This is a genomic window from Candidatus Marivariicella framensis (assembly GCF_982709265.1).
Map to the genome: position 1 here is coordinate 1 of NZ_CEXPNT010000018.1, position 23,057 is coordinate 23,057.

Sequence of the window (23,057 nt, forward strand, 5' to 3'; positions counted from 1 at the left end):
GTCCTCACAATCATAAATCCCATCCTGATCAGTATCAATGGGTACTGAACTTGAATCTAAAGGATTGGTTCCACAAAATATTTCAAAGGTGTCCAAAAAACCATCGTTGTCATCATCGGGATCTATACAATCTGGAATGAAGTCTCCGTCATAATCCAAAGGAACATTTCCTGGGTTAAGAGAATCAGTTCCACAAATAATCTCATCTTCATCTAAATAACCATCACCATCCGCATCAGGATCAGCATTATCTCCTATACCATCTCCGTCAGTGTCTGACCACTCAGTTGGATCTAATGGGAAAACATCAGGTAAATCATCAACATTATCATTATCAGTATCTGCATCTAATGTGTCTGTTCCAATCAAAAGCTCTTCGGTATCTGTTAATCCATCGTTGTCATCATCCAAATCAAGACAATCAAACTCTCCATCTCCATCTGTGTCAACAGGAATTGATAAAGGATCAAGTGGATCTGTGTTACATTGAATCTCCAGAGTGTCATCAAAACCATCGTTGTCATCGTCTAAGTCCTCACAATCATAAATTCCATCCTGATCAGTATCAATGGGTACTGAACTTGAATCTAAAGGATTGGTTCCACAAAATATTTCAAAGGTGTCCAAAAAACCATCGTTGTCATCATCGGGATCTATACAATCAGGATTATAGTCCGCATCATTATCAGGTGGTGTTTGACTAGTATTTAAAGGATCACTAAGACAAATAATCTCTTCCTCATCTGTATAATTATCGTTATCATCATCCGGATCCGCATTATTTCCTATACCGTCTCCATCTGTATCCAACCATTCATTTGGATCAAATTCAAAGGCATCGTTATCATCTGTAAAACCATCATTATCGTCATCTGGATCAATACAGTCTGGGATCGTGTCACCATCAAAATCAGCTGGGACAGATGAGTTATCCAGAGGATCTGTATTACATATAATTTCGTAAGATGTTAAAAAACCGTCACCATCATCGTCATTATCCAAAAAATTTAATACTCCATCATTATCCGTGTCGTTTGAGGCTCCTTCACTTGAATCAAGTAGTCCATCTCCATCAGAATCAGTATCTACAGTGTTTGGCATTCCATCTCCATCAGTATCAGTATTACATGGATTAATAAAAGTTTCAACAACTACGTTTGCGTTAATTGAACCGGGACCTCCATGATTTGAGTTTCCAAAAGTCAATTTAAAACCGGTTAAACAATCGTATGTAAAATTTGGATTTATAACTAATTCTCCTGCACTTGAATTACCGTTTGGGTCCATATAAGGCAAAGCATCTTCTCTACCACCACCTTTAGTGTCTAACATTAATCTAATTGATCCCGGAGTTATCTCAACCGTTGGATTTCCTTCGCCAGTCCAGGGCGTCCATTGCCCTCCATTACCACTTGAATTAAACTTTCCAGTACCAATAAATTCTGGCGCAGATGTTCCTAAAAAATTTCCATTCCAATGGTATTCGTTAAATTTAAGATAAACTACGTCATCAATAGAAAATGTTAATCCATCATCAAAATTTCCATTTACATTAAAAATTATATGACAATTCTGAAAAACATCTCCTTCACCAAGCTCTGTTTTTATATTTATATTTTTTTCAAATGCTCCTCCGACCTGTCCAGATCCTGAACCGATAACTGTTATTGGAGAAGTTGAAATCGGATATCCCCCCGTAAAATTTCCAGATGAATCTCCAGTGATAACTAGAGTTGAATTATTAACATTTGGAGGGCACTCAACAGTATCTAATATCCCATCATTATCATCATCTAAATCAAATGAATTTGGGATACCATCTCCATCAAAATCAATATCTTGTGAGTAAGATATAAAAGGAAGAAGAATTAGTAAAAAAAGGCTTAATCTTTTTAACATATTTAATACTAACTAAATCCTATTAAAACTTTTGATTAAAGTTATGAATTATATTGCAAAAGCAAATCATTCCTCTTTTATAATTTGATGCCGTGATTAATTTTGCCTCATTTGCAGAGACAGTAGCATCAAGTGCAAGATTAAAATCTGAAAGTGTAAAGTTGGAGGTACATGACTGAAAAAACGTTTACTATTCCAATAAAAAAAAATAAAATGAAGCTTAAATTTTTCATTTATCCTAAGATAGATTTATGTTATTGGAATAGCAGTCTCTTTGATAGATTTAAAACCTCCTTTTATCTCGATTAAATTATGCACTCCCCTGCTTTTTAAAATTGAAGCAGCAATCATACTCCTATATCCTCCCGCACAGTGAACATAAAAATTTTTTTCATCTGGAACATCTGATAAATAATTATTAATAACATCTAAAGGGGTGTTAATTGCAGAATCAATCCTTTCATTATCATATTCAGAATTTTTACGTACATCAAAAATAACAGAATCATTATTTTTGATTTCTATTTCAAATTGCTGAGCTGAAATAGATGTTACTTTATCAATCTGATTTCCTGATTCTTTCCAAGCTGAAAAGCCACCTTCTAAATACCCTATAGTATTATCAAACCCAACTCTTGATAGTCTTGTTATGGCTTCTTCTTCTTTTCCTTTTTCAACAACTAGTAAAATAGGTTGTTTTACATCTGCTATTAGAGTTCCTACCCAAGGAGCAAACCCACCCTTTAAACCAATAAAAATTGATTTAGGTATATGTCCTTTTGCAAAATCCTGTTGATGCCTAACATCAAGTATAATAGCTCCTGAATCATTAGCTGTTTTTTCAAATTCTAAAACTGATACTGGATTAATACCTCTATCTATAATCGAATCGATATCTTCATACCCCTCTTTGTTCATTTTAACATTTAAAGGAAAATAGGTTGGAGGAGGCATGAGTCCCTCTGTAACTTCTTTAATAAACTCTTCTTTAGTCATGTCTGCTCTTAGGGCATAATTCATCTTTTTTTGATTTCCAAGAATGTCCACTGTCTCCTTCATCATGTTTTTACCACATGCAGAACCTGCTCCATGTGCAGGGTAAACAATCACATCGTCAGCCAATGGCATAATTCTATTTCTTAAGCTTTCATATTGAATTCCAGCCAAGTCTTCCATTGTCATGTCATCAGATTTTTGAGAAAGATCAGGACGACCCACATCTCCTAGAAAAAGGGTGTCTCCACTAAATATAGCGTAATCTTTTCCATTATGGTCTTTCAATAAATATGTTGAACTTTCCATGGTATGGCCTGGAGTGTGCAAAACTGTAATTGTACAATTACCTATTTTAAAAACCTGATTATCAGTTGCTATTATAGCATCATAATTTGGATCAGCGTTTGGCCCGTATACTATTGGAGCTCCCGTCTTTTTTGATAAAGTCAAATGACCACTAACAAAATCTGCATGAAAATGCGTTTCAAAAATATATTTGATTTTTACATTATTAGACTTCGCTTTTTCAATATAACTGTTTACTTCTCTTAATGGATCAATAATAGCAGCCTCACCATCACTTTCAATATAATAAGCTCCTTGTGATAAGCATCCAGTATAAATTTGTTCTACTTTCATTTTATTCTAATATTTCTGTATTTGCTTGCAAACTTATTTTTTCTTCAATCTTATTTTTTGGATTTTTATTTTTAAAATAAGCAAAAGCCTGCTGAGTATTAGCAAAAAAATGTTGACTTCCAATAGCTTTTGCAACTCCACTTTTAAATAAACTATCGACAACCGGTCCAATTGCACCAGCTATATAAAATTGAATATTTTTAGATTTTAAAGTTAAAACTATTTCATTTAATATTTTCATTCCGCTAGAATCAATATAATTAATCCCCCCTGAACTAAGAATAACAACACTTAATTTACCTTTTTTTTGATTAACTCTTTCAAGAAGCTGTTCTTTAAAAAATTGTGAATTTCCAAAATATATTTGCTCATCAAACCTTAGTAAAAGTAAACTCTCATAAGTTTCAATATCCTGTGTAAACCTGTCTATATCTTTAAAATAATCAGTTCCTTTAATTTTTCCTAAAACAGCAACATGTGGCTGAGTAGATCGATATACTAATAATAATAATGAAGCTAAAACTCCTAAGATAATCCCTTCTTTTATCCCAATAAAAAGAGTTATGAAAAACGTGAATAAAAGAATATAAAATTCGCTTTTACTTGATTTCCATAATTTTTTGGGTGATTCAAAATCAATTAATTTAAATACAGCAACCATTATGATTGAAGCTAAAATCGTGTTGGGTAAAAAATAAAATAATGGAGTCAAAAATAAAAGAGTAAGTCCAACTACTATAGCGCTTATTATTGATGCTAATCCAGAATTAGCTCCAGCTTGATCATTTACTGCTGTTCTAGAAAAACCTCCAGTAGTTGGGTATGATTGAAATAAAGAGCCAACAATATTTGATGCTCCTAAAGCAATTAATTCTTGGTTGGGATTAATCGAATAATCTTTTTTTTCTTCAATAGCCTTTGCAACAGAAATAGCTTCCATAAAAGCGATTAATGCTAGTGTTAAAGCTAATGGTAATATTTTTGTAATATTTATCAGTTCAATTTCAGGTAGTCTAAATGAAGGAAGGCCCTCAGGGACTACGCCTACAATCGATACTCCAGAGTTTTCTCCAAAATATTTAATCCAGACACTAGAAAGAATTACCGCTATCAAAGCTCCAGGAATAGATGGGTTTAGTTTTTTTAATAAAACTAATATTGCTATTGCTATTAGTCCAATAAATAAAGTGATTAAATGGATTTGAGAACTTTTATCTATGAACTCAATTAATAATAAATGTATTTTATTGCTTGATTCAAAAGGAGCTCCAACCAAATGCTTTAATTGACTTAATCCGATAATAATAGCTGCAGCAGATGTAAAACCAGAAATAACAGGTTTAGAAAGAAAATTCACCAAAAATCCCATCCTTAAAAACCCTAAAACAAGTTGAATTAAGCCCATGAAAAAAGCTAAAAAAATTGCCATTGAAATATATTCATTAATTCCTGAAAGCTTTAAAGCTGCTAATCCAGAAGCAACCAACAAGGAGTCCATTGCTACTGGACCAACTGATAACTGACGAGAAGTACCCATAATAGCATAAATAACTTGAGGGACCAAGGCTGCATAAAGACCAAATACCGGGGGTAATCCTGCAAGAAGTGCGTATGCCATTCCTTGAGGAACTAGCATAATCCCAACCGTTAGACCAGCAACAAAATCGTTTTGAATTGACTTTTTTGAAAGATTAGGAAGCCATTCTAATATTGGAAAATATTCTTTCATGTTAATCCGCAATTTAATACTTTAATTATAGGGTGGTTATAATTAATAATCACTTTTTGGAATAACCGATCCATGAGGATCAATTAATTCATCCCCTAACATTTCTCTCATTCTGTTAAAGAAACTCGAATTCTCTATGTGCTCTATTTCTTCAGCAATTTCATGAACTTGATCTACTGAAAAATTCATTTCTTTAACTAAATATAATTCAATAAGCCTGTGTTTTGAAATAATTTCTATTGCCTTTTTTCTTCCTTTAGAAGTCAATTCAATTGGCTTATATGGCATTGTATCAATAAACCCCATCTTCACTAATTTATTCAACATGTTTGAGACAGTAGACTTACTTACTTTAAAAAAAATACTGAGCGCCGTAACTGTTACCTTATTATTTTTCTCTTCAAACTTGTAAATAGTTTTTAGATAATTTTCTTTTTCAATTGTTTTTTTCATAAATGTTTTGTAGTATAAAACTTTATAATAGTTTTGCAGTATAAAACTTTTTTTTAGTGTATCGAATTCTATATATATTTTTCATTTTTGTTAAAATATCATATGCCCAAGTTTATCCTATAACAGGCAAAGTGTTTTCTGAAGGTTATCCTCTTCCAGGTGCCTCTGTAATAATTAGCGGAACCAAAATAGGAACTATAACTAATCAATCTGGTTATTTTATCATAAACGTATCTAAGGTAAAGAATCCCAAAATAATTATTTCATATATAGGGCATAAATCTTTCAGTCAAAAAATAAGTTATAGTAGAAAAAATATTGGATCAATTGAATTAAAGTTAGATGATCAATTAAATGAAGTAGTTATTTCTGGAACATTAAAGCCAGTTTCAAAACTAAATAGCCCCGTACCTGTTGAAGTTTATACTAAAGATTTTTTTAAGGGAAACCCAGCCCCTTCTGTTTTTGAGTCAATGGGGATAATAAATGGTGTTAGACCCCAACTAAACTGTAATGTTTGTAGTACTGGAGATATTCATATTAATGGACAAGAAGGCAGTTATACAATGGTTTTAATTGATGGACTTCCAATCGTAAGCGGGTTATCATCAGTTTATGGATTATCTGGTATACCACAATCTTTAATCGAGCAAGTTGAAATTGTTAAGGGACCTGCATCAACTCTTTATGGGTCAGAGGCAATAGGAGGATTAATCAATTTAATAACTAAAATGCCTGCAAATGCTTCGAAATTTTCTTTTGATTCCTTTACCTCAGGGTGGGGAGAAATAAATACAGATTTAGGTTACAAGTACAAATCAAAAAACAAAATACAAGGCATTTTAGGTATAAATTATTTCAATTATTCGAATCCTATTGATAATAATAATGATGGGTTTACAGACTTAACACTAGTAGATAGAATCTCAATTTTTAATAAGTTGGATTTCAAAAACAAACTATCTGTTGCAACTAGATACATTTATGAAGATAGGTGGGGAGGACAAATGAACTGGTCTTCAAGTTTTAGAGGTGGAAAAGAAGTATATGGAGAAAGCATCTATACTAGTAGAATTGAGGTTTTTGGAAAATATGATTTTAATAAAAACTTATTTTTTCAATTTAGTTTTAATAATCATGATCAAAATTCAGTTTACGGAAGCACAATATATAACGCAAAGCAATCAATAGGTTTTGGTCAATTAATTTGGACTAAAAATTTAAAAATTAACTCTTTTCTTTTTGGTTTAGCATATAGATATACATATTATGATGACGATACAACAGCAACATTTAATGAGGGTTCATCATCTAATATGGCAGAGATAACAAACCTTCCAGGTTTTTTTATACAAGATGAAATAAAAATCAATGATTTAAATACAGTTCTCCTAGGCTTAAGGTATGATCACAATTCAATTCATGGAAACATATTCACTCCAAGATTAAATTATAAAATTACTAATCAAGACAAATCTTCAACTGTAAGATTTAGCATTGGATCAGGTTATAGAATTGCAAAGGTTTTTACAGAGGATCATGCAGCTTTAACTGGAGCTAGAGATGTTGTTTTTTTAAATGATTTAAAACCTGAAAGATCATGGAACACAAACATGAATTATGTAAAAAAAATATATGCTAAACAAGGTTATATACTAGATTTTGATGCCAGTATTTTTTGGACAAAATTCTCAAATAAAATTGTTCCAAATTATGATATAAATCCAAATCTCATAATTTATGATAATTTAAATGGTAGATCCATAACTAAAGGAGCATCAATAAATTTTAATTCATTATTTAATAATGGACTTAGAATTAACATTGGTGCTACTTATATAGACTCATCAATTATTGAAGATGGAGAAGAGTACACTCCATACTTAACAGAAAGCTTTCAAGGAGTTTGGAAGATTGAAAAGAAATTTATTAAATCTAAGTATAAAATAGATTTTACTGGAAATATTATAGGGAAAATGAGACTTCCTAGATTAGGGTCATTGGATCCAAGAGATGAATTTTCTCCAGTTTTTAGTATAATAAACTTACAAATAACAAAGTCTCTTAAGAACAATTATGAATTTTATGGTGGTGTTAAAAATATTTTAAATTTTACACCTGCTGAAAATAGTATTGCCCGCTCATTTGATCCTTTTGACAAAAAAGTACTATTTGATCAAAATGGAAATGCTACTCAAACTATTGAAAATCCATATGCACTTACATTTGATCCATCATATGTTTACGCTTCCAATCAGGGTATTCGATATTTTATTGGAATGAGATGGAGTTTAGACTGATCTTAATAGCAATCTAAAAGTAGTTGACCATTATTTTCAAACTCGCTTAATGATTGATTGAGATTTTTTGATGATATTTCTTCAAGAACATCAAGAACATCGTGCTGCATTGATAATGATCCACATATCATTATTACTCCATTATTTTTTATTGTATCACAAACTTGATCTTTGTTTTCAATTAAAACGTCTTGAACGTATTGTTTTTTATTTTCTTTCGATAAAGCCTTATAAAAATGTGAAAGATTATTTTTTGATATAGCTCTATTTATATATTTTTCATAAATTTTTAGAGACTCCTTAGTTCTTCCTCCCCAAAATAAATATAATGGTATTTGAGTATTATTTTCATTAATCATTCCAAGAAAAGGAGCAATACCTGTTCCATTAGATATTAAAATAACAGAATGTGCTTTTTTTGGAAAATGAAAATTAGAATTACTTTCAAAAGTAGCATTTAAAGAATCACCGATATTGAGTTCACTTAAATAAGAAGAACAAAAACCTTGATCATGTTTTTTTATACTCAATAATAAATCTTCACCAATCTTTCCTATAGAATATTGTCTTGTATAATTATTTTCTTTTGGGAGAATATTTAATAAATCTCCAGACTTAAAATTGAAGTTTTTTTCAGACTGTAATTCTAATAAAAATGTATTATCAATATTTAATTGTTTTCGATTTATGACTTTAAAATAATTGGTTTTTAATTTCTTTTTGATCGGTTTAGTTATTTCTAAATTTAAATTAATTGCTGTAACCTTTGACCATTTTTTAATCCAAAACTCAAAGGCGCTTTTTGATTCTTCATTAATCTTGTAAAGAGGCATTATTGATTTAAACTTGGGATTATTATTAAGTATTTTATCAACGTCAATAGCAAATTGGCAATAATTTGGATACATTAATGATCCAAAACCTACAACTGAAAAATTCATTTCATTTACAGGAATACTAGTTTCTAGTTTTCTTTCAAATAAGCGAGCATTTGATGGAGCTTCTCCATCCCCATAGGTGGCAGTAAACACAATAATATTCTTTGCTTTTTCATATTGAGTATAGTCGCTTAATGATGATATAAATGCATTCTTTCCTGCTTTAACTAAGCTGTTATAAAAATGTTTGGCAAATGTATAAGTGTTACCTGTTTCTGAACCTACTAAAATTATATACTCACATTCATTTTCGCCCAATACTTTATTTGTTTTTTTACTTTTAAGAATTCGTTTAAGTCCCATTGAAAATCCAGAATACATAAAAAATAACATACTTGAACTTGCTATAAATAAAATAATAGACCATAATATACTTCCTCTTCCTGTATGTAAAATTAAGTTCCATCGTGCAGCTAGTTTCATAAAAGGATAATGAGATTCTTTAATAACTCTTCCCGAAAACTGATCAATAATTAGCACTCTATCTTTAAGAGAAAGTTCAAAAAAATCTTCTTTAGATTTTGAAAAGGGAAAAGTTAAACTTCTAACTTCTTCTAATGAAATAGTTTCAAAAAAGCTTGTTAATGATTTGTTATTCACTAATTCACTTTGTTTATCATTCCAACTATAATTCAAATAATTCTTTGGTAATAACGATAATTTCTCGATTGACAAAAACACTCCCGTTACTGCAACTATTATTATAGGAAGAACCAACCACCTTCCCAAAACAACATGATATTTTTGATTAAAATTACCGTCCTTTACGCGCTTAAACCACTTACTAAAACCACCTTGTCTTTTTGCTAACAAAAAAATTCCTGTAACTCCGATAAAACAGAGCAGCAGTGAAACTAAACCTACAAAAATACGACCAATAGTTTTGAGGAAAAGTGATCGGTGTAGATTAGTGATGAAACTGAAAAATCGTTTTTGTTTTTTGACCAAACCAATATTTCCTCCAGTTATAGGGTCTATGTAAATTTTCTTTGCTTGTCCATCATCTGTAATTACTGACGCTATAACAAAATCATCCTCTGTAACTTCTATTTTAATTGTTTCTTTATAATTTTTATTGAGACTTAAAACAGTTTGATTGAGTGAAACTTCCTCAAGTGAAGTCAAATTATATGGCTGAATTGAAACTGCTATAGGTTCAAAAGCGAGAATTCCTCCAGTTATGGAAGCGATTAGTAAAAAAAGTGAAGAAATTAATGCAAGTAAAAAATGACTATATCTCCAAATAAGAAGTGACATATATTTTATCTAATTAGAAATCATCCTTATGTAATGTATAAATCCACTTCCTTCTATTTTATTATTAATATTTTCAGAGGTCAAATCAAACTGAATATCTTCAATATAATATTTTTGGTCCTCAACTGAACTTTCAAACCTAACGCTATAACCTTTATCGATCTTATCGTTAGGTATTTTTATCAAACTAACTGTTCGTTCACCTCCACTCACTGTTTCTCCAGTAATGGCATCAATATTATTTCTAATTTTGCCATAAAATCTCCACCATTTACTTAATTCATTATACCACTCTTTATCTTTGCCTTGAACAAAAAGTGTGCTTTCGTAATCTCCTTCTGGGTTAATTAGTGATATTATGATATATGCGCCAAACCCATCATAATCTGTCATCTGAATCATACATTTAACATTAGTAGTGTCTAATATTTTTGAATATGAAAACATTAAGAAACTTATCAAAACTATAACTATTGAGGTTTTTAATCTATTTTGCATGTTGTCTAAGTTTATTTAAATCAATATTATTTTTTGAAATCTATAAAACAGGTTACAAAAATAATTATTTATACTTAATCTAAATAAAAGAATTGAATAAAAATTTTTAAAAAATTAAAATTATTTAATCTTCTTTTTTAAAACCATAAAAGAATTGTCCAATAAAGTCCTTAGACATATTATTATCTCCTTCATATCCAAGTTTTATTTCTCCATCTTTGTGAGGAACATAATTAGTCTTAAATATATAATCCCAAACACTTAAACTGATTGCAAAATTGACTCCAATTTTAAATTTCTTTGGAGATGAATGTGCATGATGATGAAGGTGCATAATTGGATTATTGAAAATATATTTTAAAGGGCCATAACTAAGCTTTATGTTTGAGTGATTTAAATGCCCAATAGTGATTGTTAGAAAATGAATTAAATATGCTTGCTCTGGCTCAAAACCACCAATCAACATTATAGCGAAAACTTTTAGAGGTTTATATAAAATATTTTCCATCCAATGATAACGAAAATGTGCAGCAAAACCCATTTCCTTAACCGAGTGATGAACCTTATGGAATTTCCATAAAAACGTATACTTATGCATTAAAATATGTGTGGTCCATTGAAAAAAGTCTAAAATCACAAAAAAAATGAGTAATTGAATTAATGGGTTAAAATGGGAAAGATTCAATATAGAAATTGAATTTGAACTTATATTAAAAGCATCAAACATCATTTTATTAAAAACTTTATAAAAGCCAACAATAATTATTGAGAAAATGAAAAAGTTAAAAAACATATAAAAAAGATCTAACCAAAAATCTTGTCTAAATATTTTCTGATTCTTTCGCCAAGGAAAAACTAATTCAATAGTCCAAACCACCGATGAAATAATAATTAAACCCCAAAAGTAATTTTCACTAATTGGAACTTTAAAGAAAAACTGCCTTACAGTCCATTGTAAGACTCCTAAAAAAGACTCTATAAATAACTCAAAATATTCCATGGATCAAACTCAAACTAATTGTTAAAAAATAATATGCAAATAAAAAAGACAAAAATAAAAATAATGGAAACTGTAATTTGAAAGGTTGAGAAGTGTTTTTTCATGTGATAAAATCATCATAAAGATAGTCAACTAATTGAAACTAAACTCTATTATAAATTAGGGTTGAAAGGTTCACTAATATGAATAGAAACTAACACAAATTTAAATTTTTTGTTTGTCTCTATTGCTCTTAAATTCCAAATCAAAACCCTTTTTGTCTTTCACGAAATTAAAGTAGTTACCCGTACTTTTTTCTTCTTTAATCGGGTGTTATTTAATTTTTCCACCAGGACAACTGCTATTGTTTTTGGCACTGCAACAAAAGCACAATCTTGCTTTAACTCAATTATTCCTAGTTGGTCTTTTGTAATATTTCCTTGTTTAAAAAAAAGTCCTGCAATATCACCTTTAGAAATCTTATCTTTTCTTCCACCAGAAATAAATAGTGTTTCCCAAAACTGAGGCTTTCTTAATGCTTTTTTTGAGATATTTACAACTTTAGGTTTTTTAACATACTCTGGAAAGTCTTCGTTTTCTCCTCTCAAAACATAGGCAGTTCCTTTAGAAACTACTCGAGCAGCTCTTCCATTTCTATGGACAAACTCTTCTTCGGAACGAGGCAGTTCGAAATGAATAATAAATTTTAGTTCTGGAATATCTAAGCCTCTTGAGGCTAAATCGGTAGCTATTAAAATCGAGTTGGTCCCATTTCGAAACTTTATCAATGAACGCTCTCTATCTTTTTGCTCCATTCCGCCTGAAAAGCAGCTATAGTTTAGCTTATTTTTATCTAAAAAACGACTTACCTTATCAACACTACTTCTTAAGTTACAAAATATAATTCCATTTTGATTTCCAAGGTATTCTAATAAATTTAATAGGGTTGTCAATTTATTTTTTGAAGAGGACAAGACCGTTTTAACCTCTAATTTCGAGACTACCTTTTCTTTTAAATAATTGACCATCTTGGGTTGGTCCAAGCGCACAAAGTCTGGAACTTTAATACTTTGCGTTGCCGATGTTAAAACCCGTTTATTTATATGGGGCAGCTGATTGATAATTTCACGCATCTCCGACTCAAAACCAACTTCAAGAGACTTATCAAACTCGTCTAATATAAGTGCTTTTATATATTTCTTAGAAAACCGATCATTACTAAAATGATCTGCAATTCTACCGGGAGTTCCTATTAAAATTGAAGGCACATGCTTGATCTCAATCTTGTCCTTAGACATGGGACGGCCACCATATACAGCATTTACTTTAAATCCAGAACCCATAGAACGAACGACCTGTTCAATTTGGATGGCAAGTTCACGTGAAGGAACAATAATTAATGCTTGCAGCTCTTTACAATTCGGATCTAGAGTCTTGATAATGGGCAATAAAAAAGCCAAGGTTTTACCTGTTCCTGTGGGAGACAAAAGAATTGTGTTGGTTGTTGATTCTATTATAGAAATAGCCTCCTTTTGCATTGGATTTAGTACATGAATATTTAATTTTGTTAAAATATCTTGTTGTTCTTTGATGCTATTTGCCATAATAATTAATCCTTTTTTAAAGTAGATTTTTTTGAAATTGTTACACCTGTATTTGCTAAATAATTTGCAAGCACTTTCTCTATTAATTCTTCTTTTGTAAGGTGATGAAAAATAGTTCTCACCTGCTGTTTAAATTCAGCTGAAACACTACGATTTGATTTGGTTTTAAATATTTTTTTTGCCCATAACAAACCGTTGTTTTCTTCAATGCTTTGTGCATCTCCTTTTTTGAATTCATTAAACTTAATACCTAATTCCTTTTCAAAATCAGCAATTTCTTTAACTTCTTCTTCTTGAACTATAGTTAATGAAAAGCCTTTTACTCCTGCTCTTGCTGATCGTCCACTTCTATGCACGTAAGCTTCATAGGTGTCAGGTAAATGATAATTCACAACATAGGTGATTTCTTTAACATCAATTCCACGAGCTGCTAAATCGGTTGCAATAAGAATATCTATATATCCTTTTCTAAATTGATCCATAATCCGGTCACGAATTCCTTGCGTTAAACTTCCATGAATCGATCCCGATGAGAATTTATTGATGGATAAATTTTTACCTAATTTATTGACAGCTGCTTTTGTTTTGCAAAAAATAATCCCTCTTTCTCCTTCTTTAGCACTTAAAAAGTGCATTAAAACATTCAGTTTTTCTATTGGCTCTACAACCATATAGTAGTGATCTATGCCTTGATGACCCATCATAGTCATGTCAGTTTCTATTTGCAAAACATCCTTTGACATATAATTTTGAATCAATTGTTTTATAGCGCCAGAAAGAGTTGCGGTAAATAATAGTGTTCTACGATTTTTTGGAATTACTTCGATAATACGATCTAAATCATCTTTAAAAGCACTCACTATTTCATCTGCTTCATCCAACACTAAATACTTTATGTTCTTAATATTTATAGCACTACGGCCAATTAAATCTATCAAGCGTCCAGGTGTTGCAACAATAATATGCGTTTTAGTTTTTAAGCTCTCTATTTGAGATTTTATTGGAATTCCACCGTATACTGCTAAAACAGAAATCTCAGAAATGTACGCTCCATAAGTCAATAAATTGGCATAAATTTGTTGACCTAACTCTCTGGTAGGTGCTAGTATCACAACTTGAACATGAGTTTCTTCTATGTCGATTAACTGCAACAAGGGCAATCCAAAAGCAACAGTTTTACCCGTTCCTGTTTTTGCCAAAGCAACAAGATCTTCTTTTTGATTGAGTAACAACGGAATGATCTTTTTTTGTATATCTGTGGGAGTAGCAATTTTCAAATCTGCTAAACCTTTTTGTAATAGTTGGTTAATTCCTATATCAGAGAAAGATTTTGACATAAAATTGTTTTAAACAAAGATATATATACGAAATCCGATAATCGAATAAATTGGAGCTCTAATTAATTTAACTCAACGGTGAATGAATTGAGCAAAAAATAAAGGCTAATAGAATAATAAGTTTGCTCCCCCAAATGACCCCAGTTAAACAAAAAGGACATTAAACTATAATAGCATAAAATAGATATGGCAAATACAACAGGAAATATTAAAGGTGAAATACGATTAGCTGGTGGTTCTTATTTATCTTCACACAAGACTTGTCATGGAAATCAGCGAGATAGAAAATTATTTGTAGATAAAGAAACTGCTAATACCCATATAAGTATTGTTGGATATAAACCCTTAATATGAAAAAAATAATCTCAATAGTAATATTATTTCTTCTTCATTCATGTGATCAGTCAAAACTTAATATTAAACCTAATTTTATTATAGTTTTTGTTGACGACATGGGGTACGGTGATTTAGGATCATATGGACACCCTACAATCAAAACTCCCAATCTGGATAAAATGGCACACGAAGGACAAAAGTGGACTCAGTTTTACTCTGCATCAAGTGTTTGTACACCAAGTCGTGCAGGATTATTAACAGGACGACTACCCATAAGGAATGGTTTGATTGGTAGAAAACACAGGGTTTTTTTTCCTGACTCTAAACATGGTCTTCCTGATTCTGAGATAACCATTGCAGAAAAATTGAAAAAAAATGGATATAAAACTGCCGCAATAGGTAAATGGCATCTAGGTCATAAAAAAGAATACCTTCCCCTTCAACATGGCTTTGATTATTATTATGGAATACCATATTCGAATGATATGGATAAGATTAATAATGAAACATGTTGTCCAGGATCACAGTATTGGCAGAAGTATGAAAATGAAAGACCTGAATCAACTAACTATAATGTTCCTCTGATTGAAAATAATGAAATCATAGAAAGACCAGTAGATCAAACAACAATTACTAAGCGATTTTCGGATAAAGCAGTTGAATTTATAAGAAATAATAAAGAAGATAATTTTTTTATTTATTTAGCTCATAATTTACCTCATACCCCGCTTTATGCTTCAGACGATTTTATAGGAAAAAGTAAAAGAGGGTTATATGGCGATGTAATTGAAGAAATTGATTACGGAATGGGTTTGATAGTTGAGGAATTAAAGAAGAATAATCTTGATAAGAACACAATTGTAGTTTTTACATCTGATAATGGTCCATGGCTCCCCTTTGAGTCTCACTCAGGCTCTGCAGGACTTCTTAGAGAAGGAAAGGGTTCTACCTGGGAAGGGGGACAAAGAATTCCTGGAATATTTTGGGGAGCTGACATAAGCCCCGGAGTAGTCAGTGATTTAGGATCAACGATGGATATCTTTCCTACTTTATTAGAAATGTCAAATACTAGTATGGTCGATGATAGAATAATGGATGGAATAAGTTTAAAGAATACATTATTAAATCATGAACCCAGTAAAAGAGAAACAATATTTTATTATCGCTCTAGGGAAATTTATGCAGTTAGATTTGGCAAATATAAAGCTCACTTTATTACTCAAGGTGCTTATAATTATCCGCCAGGAAGCGATAAGAAGAAAGTTTTGAAAAAACCATTACTTTATAATTTAAATATTGATCCATCTGAAAAATATGATATAGCAGATAAAAACCCTGAAATATTAATTAAAATCAATAAGATTGTAGAAATACATAAAAAAAACTTAATTGCTCCTGAGGATTTGCTAAATGATAGGGAGGGGGCTAAGTGAATATTGCTATTTGGAGATGATAATAGGTGTGTTTTTAATAGTGGAATCACAAAATACATTAAAAGAATTAATAAGAAACTTGATGGCTTTGTATTTCTTTTGTTTTCAATTTTTTATATTTATTACAATTAACCCTAGGCAATATTCATAAGTTATTTATTTCTTATCACTCTCTTTATTTGACAATAAAGTTTAATTAAACACAATCATGAAACATCTGTACCCAGTATTATTTTTTTCTTTTTTTCTTTCAAGCTGCACTGATAACTTAGAAACAAAGCCTAATATATTATTTATAATGTCTGATGACCATGCTTATCAAGCAATAAGTGCATACGATGACCGACTGATAAAAACTCCTAATATTGATAGAATTGCAAATGAAGGTATGCTCTTTAACAATGCATGTGTTACTAACTCAATATGTGCTCCTTCCAGAGCAGTAATATTAACAGGAAAACATAGTCACATCAATGGTAAGATTGATAATCATGCTAAGTTTGATGACTCACAAACTACTTTTCCTCAACTTTTTCAAAAAGCTGGATATCAAACAGCTATGTTTGGTAAGCTTCATTTTGGAAACAATCCAAAGGGAGTTGATGACTTTCTAATACTTCCTGGACAAGGAGACTACATTAATCCTAAATTCATAGGAAAAGAAAAAGACACAATAATTAGTGGGTATGTAACAGATATAATTACTGATTTAACATTGAATTGGTTTAAAACCAAAAGAGACAAAAACAAACCATTTTTAATGATGTACTTACATAAAGCTCCTCATAGAGCATGGTGGCCAAGTCCAGAAAAGTTTGCAGAATTTTATGAGAAAGAGTTTCCAGAACCTGAGTCCTTATTTGATAATTACTCTGGAAGGGGAACTGCTGCCAAAACAGCAGAAATGAATATTTTAACTCATATGCAATATATGCATGACAGTAAAGTTAGGCCCTCAACTATAGAGGAAATGGATAAAGTAGAACCTGAGATTGTTTATGTTAAAGGTGACGGAACTTTAATGCGTCCAACTGCAAAAGGATTTACTCGTCCTTTTGGAAGAGCCAATGAAGATCAAAAGAAAAAATATGATATTACTCTCGATAAAATCAGCAAAGACTTTAAAGAAAATTGGCCGAAAATGAATAATAAAGAAAAAATGAAATGGAAGTTTCAAAGATATATGCAAGATTATTTAGCAACTATTTCTTCCGTTGACGATAATGTTGGTCGTGTTTTGGATTATCTTCAAGAGTCTGGACTAGATAAAAACACAATAGTGGTATACACATCTGATCAAGGATTTTATTTAGGGGAACACGGCTGGTTTGATAAAAGATTTATTTATGATGAATCCTTTAAAACACCACTAATGATCAAATGGCCTAATATAATTACACCGGGAACAACCAGTGAAGAAATGGTTCAAAATCTAGATTTTGCTCAAACATTTTTAGAAGCTGCAATGATTGAAGCTCCTGAAGATATGCAAGGAGAAAGTCTTATTCCTTTATTAAAAGGAGATTCTGAGAATTGGAATAGAGATGCAGTATATTATCATTATTATGAATACCCTTCAGTACATATGGCTAAAAGACATTATGGAATTGTAAGTAAGGAATTCAAATTAGTTCACTTTTATTATGACGTTGATGAATGGGAGTTATATGATCGTTTAAAAGACCCTAATGAAATGAACAATATATATGAAAATCCTGAATATAAAAACATAGTTGATGAATTAACTCAAGAATTAAAAGAAATGAGAATTAAATATAAAGATTCTGAAGAGCTAGATAAAAGTTTTATTTATTGATTTATAATCATTTGCCTCCCTTCTATCATTTAGTTGAATTTCATTTGAGAATTTTCTCATCAAAAAATGCATTACCTTATCATTACTTAAATGATTAAAAGCTGCTTTTAAATTCTCAATAACTTAATTAAGTTCTGTCATTGTGGATCAAAAAATAAAAGGGAGATAAACTTTCGAATATCTCCCTTTTGGTACTCGAGGCGGGACTTGAACCCGCACGACCGCAATGGTCATTGGATTTTAAGTCCAACGTGTCTACCAATTCCACCACTCGAGCAAAATATACTTAGAGCGAAAGACGGGATTTGAACCCGCGACCCCCACCTTGGCAAGGTGATGCTCTACCCCTGAGCTACTTTCGCAAAAGGTTTACAAATATAGAATAAACATGTAAATAGCAGTTAAAGCTGAATAAAAAAATTGGGTTTTTTTTAAAATTAATTAATACCCAATCTTCGTTTTATTTCATTTAGCTTCATTAAGGCCTCTATAGGGGTAAGTGAATTAATATCTAATTCATTTATTTCATCCCTCAATTGCTCTAAAAGAGGGTCATCAAGTTTAAACATTGTCATTTGTAGAGAGGACTTATTGTCATTCATTGAATCTGTTCTTTCCTCTAATGCATGACTAGATTCTAGAGCTTTTAACTTTTTAGCTGCTGTTTGTAATATAATTTTCGGCATGCCTGCCATTTTTGCTACATGAATACCAAAACTATGAGCGCTACCTCCAGGTTCTAGTTTTCTCAAAAACAAAACCTTATTCTTGAGTTCTTTTACAGAAACATTATGATTTTTAATTCTAGGAAATTGCTGAGACATCGCATTTAGCTCATGATAATGGGTTGCAAAAAGAACTTTAGGCTTATATGGATGTTCATGAAGAAATTGAGCTATTGCCCATGCAATAGATATACCATCATAAGTACTTGTACCTCGTCCAATTTCATCAAGCAAGATTAGGCTTTGTTTTGTGACGTTGTTTAAAATTGTTGCTGACTCATTCATTTCAACCATAAATGTTGAAGCTCCTTTTGAAATATTATCACTTGCTCCAACTCTAGTAAATATTTTATCAACTATTCCCATTTCAACAGACTTAGCAGGCACATAGCTGCCCATTTGACCCATTATAGTTATCAGTGCTGTTTGCCTAAGAAGAGCGGACTTTCCTGACATGTTTGGTCCTGTTATCATGATTAATTGCTGATCCTTGTCGTTTAATGTAACAGTATTTGGAACATAAGAGGAGTCTCTTGACAATTTTTGCTCAATTACTGGATGTCTTCCCTCTTCAATAAAAATTGAGTTTTCATCTATAAATTTTGGACACACATAATTGTGTTTTTTTGCTGAAAATGAAAAACTCCACAAACAATCTAGAAAAGAAAGTTCATTTGAAGCCAGCTTAAGAGTGTCTAAATAACTCTGAAGCTCATTTAGAAGTTTTTCATAAAGACTCTCTTCAAGAATTTTTATTTTATCCTCCGCTCCAAATATTTTTGATTCAAATTCCTTTAATTCATCCGTTATATATCTCTCAGCATTAACTAGGGTTTGCTTTCTGACCCACCGCTCTGGAACTTTATCTTTATGGGTATTTCTTACCTCAATATAATATCCAAAAACATTATTAAATGCGATTTTTAATGAACTTATTTTAGTCAGGTTTATTTCGTTTTTCAAAAGATTGTCTAAGCGTAACTTAGTAGTAGAAAGCAAATTTCTGAGTTCGTCTAATTCATCAGAAACTCCCTTAGCTATTACATTTCCTTTATTAATTGATGCAGGCGCATCTGAATCTAATGTCCTTGAAAGTAAATTAACAACCCCCTCTATTGATGGGAACCTAGAGGCATTGTTTTTTAAATTTTTATTTCCACTTTTGTTTAAAACATCTAGGATATTTGGGATCACATTTAATGAACTATTTAGCTGAACCAAAGTTCTTGGAGCAACCTTATAAGTTGATATTTTAGCCATCACTCTTTCTAAATCTATAACTAATGGCATAAAATCTTTAAGAGCTAGGTAAACCGATTCGACATTTATGATTGATGAAACAATTTGTTGTCGTAAGTTAATTTCTTTAATGTCTTTCGAAGGGAAAGCAAGCCAATGTTTCATGCGCCTGGCTCCCATTGAAGTTTGAGTGTGGTCTAGAATTGAAATTAATGATACACCTTCAATATTCGAAGGGTAAAATAATTCAAGATTTCTAATTGTAAAGTCATCCATCCAAACGTAATCTGAACTAACTAACCTTTGAATCTTGGTTATATGCTTTAATCTTTTTTGTTGGGTTTCATATAAATAATGAAGAATTGCTCCAGCAGAGTTACTTCCTTCAAACAGATCATTAATCCCAAACCCACTTAATGAATTAGTTTCAAAATGTGATGTTAATTTTTCATTGGCAAAATCATTTTCAAAAACCCAATCTTCAACAAAAAATGTAGGAAATTGTGATCCGAAAGTTGCCTCAAAAATTTTTTTATGTGGTTTTGCAACTAATATTTCACTTGGAATAAAATTTTGTAAAAATTGTGCAATTATATTTTTAGTTCCTTGGCCAACCCAAAAATCTCCAGTAGAAATATCTATAAATGATATTCCAATATTTTTTTTTCCAAAAAAGACTGCACATAAATAATTATTTTTCTTGTGATCAAGAATTGCATCATTCATAGCAACACCAGGAGTAACTAGCTCAGTTACACCTCTCTTAACAATTTCCTTAGTTAGCTTCGGGTTTTCTAGTTGATCACAAATAGCTACACGGTAACCTGCTTTTACTAATTTAGGTAGATATGTATCCAAAGAATGATAAGGAAATCCGGCAAGAGGTGTTTCACTAGCACTTCCTGCACCTCGTTTAGTCAAAACAATACCCAAGATTGAGGCAGCTTTAATAGCATCTTCTCCAAAAGTCTCATAAAAATCTCCTACACGAAACAACAACAAAGCATCAGGATGCTTTTCCTTGATTTGATTGTACTGTTTCATTAAAGGCGTTTCCTTTATTTTATTTTGCACTTTTTTGCTTTTTACGAATGTACACTTTTATGAAAATCAAAAAAAGAAAATCAAGTAGACTGTGGCTATGTTTTGTTTATTTTTGAAAATGCGAAAGTTGAAAAATAGTGAACTTAACAGAAAAACAATATCTGAATATAAAGCAGCGAATAAAACTCCATTAATTATAATTCTAGATAATATTAGAAGCATGAATAATATTGGGTCAGTATTTCGAACTGCAGATGCTTTTTTAATTGAAAAGATTTATTTGTGTGGAATCACGGCAAAACCCCCACATAAAGATATTCAAAAAACTGCACTAGGCTCAACAGATTCAGTAGATTGGGAGTATTTTGAATCAACTTATAATTTAATAAAAAGTTTACTAGGTAAAGGAGTAAAAGTTATCGCTATAGAACAAGCCGAAGGTTCAATTTCTTTAGAAAATTTTAAACCTGAAAAGCATGAATTATATGCATTTGTTTTTGGAAATGAAGTTAAAGGCATTTCACAGGAAGTAATTGATTGTATAAATAATACAATAGAAATTCCTCAATTTGGGACTAAGCATTCTTTAAATATATCTGTTTCCGCTGGAGTATTAATTTGGGATTTTTATAGCAAAATTAATGGTTAATGAGTTTTCTTAACAAATACTCTTGACCTTTTTCATCTTTGAGGTTTAAAATCTCTTTTGGACTTAATACAATCAAAATAAAGTTGTGTTTATCATCAAAAACAATTTCATATTCCTTGGAAATAGAGTCTAAATAATCTTTTGAAATTTGATTTTCAAATGATCTACCTCTTTCAATAATTTGTTTTTGTAGTTGTAAAGTGTTTTGATTTAAAAAAACTATAATTTCTGGAGCTCTTAAACCATGATTGAGTTTTTTATATTCCTCAATATATTTTTTAAATAAATTTTCGTGAAGATTGTTTTTCGCAAAAACTAATGATTTTCCAATCCAAAAGTCACTAATTGTTTTTCTTTTTGATGAAATTAAAAAATGCTTATTTATTTGATTTATTCTTTCATTTAAAAAAAAATTTTCAACTTTTAATGAAAACTCATTTGGATTAGAGTAGAACTCTCTTAAAAATGGATTTTTTTTATAATTCTCATTTAACAATTCAATATCAAAATGAGATTTAATTTTTTTACTTAGGGTTGTCTTTCCTGCTCCAATGTTCCCTTCAATCGATATGTAAGAATACCTCTGCCAAAAAGGGACATAATAGCTGTTGTTTTTTATTTTTTTTACATCTGAATTATCTTTAGATATAACTAATAAGTTTTTGATTGATTTATTAATTTTTGGATGAATAAAGTCAGAGGAGATGTCACGCATTGGAATTAGCACAAAATTTCTTTTAGATATATGTGGGTGAGGAATGATCAAGTCCTCTGAATTTAAGATTAAGTTGTCGAAAAATAATAAATCAAGGTCTATTTCCCTAGATGTATATTCACCACTTTCACTTCTTACTCTTCCTAAAGAATCTTCAATCGATAATATTTTTTTTAATACTATCTCTGGTGAAAATTTTGTTTTTAAAATTACACATCCATTATAAAAATCTCTACTTTCAAACCCCCATGATTTTGTTTTATATAAATTAGAAACCCTCATGATTCTCCCTACCTTAACTTCAAGTTCTTTAAGGGACTTGATTATATGGTTCAATCTGTTTCCTTTATTACTTCCAAAAGAAATATAGACTTGATGTGAATTAGCTTTAATCATAAAACAAAATTACAAAACGCTATCTTTGCATGAATGAGATTATTCAATCATAATCTTAAAAAAATATAAGATAAA

General features: G+C 30.7%; 15 protein-coding genes, 2 tRNA genes and 1 pseudogene. 5 read left to right on the forward strand and 13 right to left on the reverse strand.

Annotated elements, in window-relative coordinates; translation table 11 throughout:
* The 4 genes and pseudogenes from AC34EU_RS06835 to AC34EU_RS06850 all read right to left on the reverse strand — a co-directional run.
* Nucleotides 1-1,899, reverse strand: a pseudogene (locus tag AC34EU_RS06835) (hypothetical protein); the annotation flags it as partial.
* A gap of 249 nt (nt 1,900-2,148) precedes the next feature.
* Nucleotides 2,149-3,534: an MBL fold metallo-hydrolase gene (locus tag AC34EU_RS06840; protein ID WP_487534368.1), complete on the reverse strand. Its 1,386-nt coding sequence runs from the start codon at nt 3,532-3,534 to the stop codon at nt 2,149-2,151.
* Nucleotide 3,535: 1 nt separating this feature from the next.
* A complete protein-coding gene (locus AC34EU_RS06845) occupies nt 3,536-5,263 on the reverse strand; it encodes a SulP family inorganic anion transporter (RefSeq protein ID WP_487534367.1) in 1,728 nt (575 codons plus the stop codon).
* Nucleotides 5,264-5,305: 42 nt separating this feature from the next.
* Complete coding sequence (locus tag AC34EU_RS06850; RefSeq protein WP_487534366.1) at nt 5,306-5,716, reverse strand: metal-dependent transcriptional regulator; 411 nt, start codon at nt 5,714-5,716, stop codon at nt 5,306-5,308.
* A gap of 56 nt (nt 5,717-5,772) precedes the next feature.
* Here AC34EU_RS06850 and AC34EU_RS06855 point away from each other — a divergent pair, with 56 nt between their 5' ends.
* Nucleotides 5,773-8,016, forward strand: a complete 2,244-nt coding sequence (locus AC34EU_RS06855) for a TonB-dependent receptor (RefSeq protein ID WP_487534365.1) — start codon at nt 5,773-5,775, stop codon at nt 8,014-8,016.
* 2 nt (nt 8,017-8,018) lie between these two features.
* On the opposite strand, the gene AC34EU_RS06860 is transcribed toward AC34EU_RS06855, so the two are convergent.
* The 5 genes from AC34EU_RS06860 to AC34EU_RS06880 form a co-directional block, all read right to left on the reverse strand.
* Complete coding sequence (locus AC34EU_RS06860; RefSeq protein ID WP_487534364.1) at nt 8,019-10,211, reverse strand: PepSY domain-containing protein; 2,193 nt, start codon at nt 10,209-10,211, stop codon at nt 8,019-8,021.
* Between the two features lie 9 nt (nt 10,212-10,220).
* Nucleotides 10,221-10,709: a DUF2271 domain-containing protein gene (locus tag AC34EU_RS06865; RefSeq protein ID WP_487534363.1), complete on the reverse strand. Its 489-nt coding sequence runs from the start codon at nt 10,707-10,709 to the stop codon at nt 10,221-10,223.
* 124 nt (nt 10,710-10,833) lie between these two features.
* Nucleotides 10,834-11,709 carry a sterol desaturase family protein gene (locus tag AC34EU_RS06870; protein ID WP_487534362.1) on the reverse strand — a complete coding sequence of 292 codons (876 nt, stop codon included), beginning with the start codon at nt 11,707-11,709 and terminating at the stop codon, nt 10,834-10,836.
* Between the two features lie 263 nt (nt 11,710-11,972).
* On the reverse strand, nt 11,973-13,292 hold the full coding sequence (locus AC34EU_RS06875; RefSeq protein ID WP_487534361.1) for a DEAD/DEAH box helicase: 1,320 nt from the start codon (nt 13,290-13,292) through the stop codon (nt 11,973-11,975).
* Between the two features lie 5 nt (nt 13,293-13,297).
* On the reverse strand, nt 13,298-14,629 hold the full coding sequence (locus AC34EU_RS06880; protein ID WP_487534360.1) for a DEAD/DEAH box helicase: 1,332 nt from the start codon (nt 14,627-14,629) through the stop codon (nt 13,298-13,300).
* Between the two features lie 186 nt (nt 14,630-14,815).
* On the opposite strand from AC34EU_RS06880, the gene AC34EU_RS06885 reads away from it, so the two are divergent.
* The 3 genes from AC34EU_RS06885 to AC34EU_RS06895 all read left to right on the forward strand — a co-directional run bounded on the left by AC34EU_RS06885 (nt 14,816) and on the right by AC34EU_RS06895 (nt 18,214).
* Complete coding sequence (locus AC34EU_RS06885; RefSeq protein ID WP_487534359.1) at nt 14,816-14,983, forward strand: hypothetical protein; 168 nt, start codon at nt 14,816-14,818, stop codon at nt 14,981-14,983.
* A complete protein-coding gene (locus AC34EU_RS06890; RefSeq protein WP_487534358.1) occupies nt 14,980-16,398 on the forward strand; it encodes a sulfatase family protein in 1,419 nt (472 codons plus the stop codon). The genes AC34EU_RS06885 and AC34EU_RS06890 overlap by 4 nt, the downstream gene beginning before the upstream one ends.
* Nucleotides 16,399-16,606: 208 nt before the next feature.
* A complete protein-coding gene (locus AC34EU_RS06895) occupies nt 16,607-18,214 on the forward strand; it encodes a sulfatase family protein (protein ID WP_489666758.1) in 1,608 nt (535 codons plus the stop codon).
* A gap of 189 nt (nt 18,215-18,403) precedes the next feature.
* Here the strand turns inward: AC34EU_RS06895 and AC34EU_RS06900 are convergent.
* The 3 genes from AC34EU_RS06900 to mutS all read right to left on the reverse strand — a co-directional run bounded on the left by AC34EU_RS06900 (nt 18,404) and on the right by mutS (nt 21,222).
* A tRNA-Leu gene (locus AC34EU_RS06900) sits at nt 18,404-18,491 on the reverse strand.
* 13 nt (nt 18,492-18,504) lie between these two features.
* Nucleotides 18,505-18,576 (reverse strand) — tRNA-Gly (locus tag AC34EU_RS06905).
* Nucleotides 18,577-18,651: 75 nt separating this feature from the next.
* Nucleotides 18,652-21,222, reverse strand: coding sequence for a DNA mismatch repair protein MutS (mutS, locus tag AC34EU_RS06910; RefSeq protein WP_487534369.1), 2,571 nt, complete (start codon nt 21,220-21,222; stop codon nt 18,652-18,654).
* A gap of 118 nt (nt 21,223-21,340) precedes the next feature.
* Between mutS and AC34EU_RS06915 the strand changes: the two genes are divergently transcribed.
* Nucleotides 21,341-21,871: an RNA methyltransferase gene (locus tag AC34EU_RS06915; RefSeq protein WP_487534356.1), complete on the forward strand. Its 531-nt coding sequence runs from the start codon at nt 21,341-21,343 to the stop codon at nt 21,869-21,871.
* On the opposite strand, the gene folK is transcribed toward AC34EU_RS06915, so the two are convergent.
* Nucleotides 21,861-22,982 (reverse strand): 2-amino-4-hydroxy-6-hydroxymethyldihydropteridine diphosphokinase, encoded by a 1,122-nt coding sequence (gene folK, locus AC34EU_RS06920; protein ID WP_487534355.1) that lies wholly within the window; start codon nt 22,980-22,982, stop codon nt 21,861-21,863. The genes AC34EU_RS06915 and folK overlap by 11 nt on opposite strands.
* Nucleotides 22,983-23,057 lie beyond the last annotated feature (75 nt).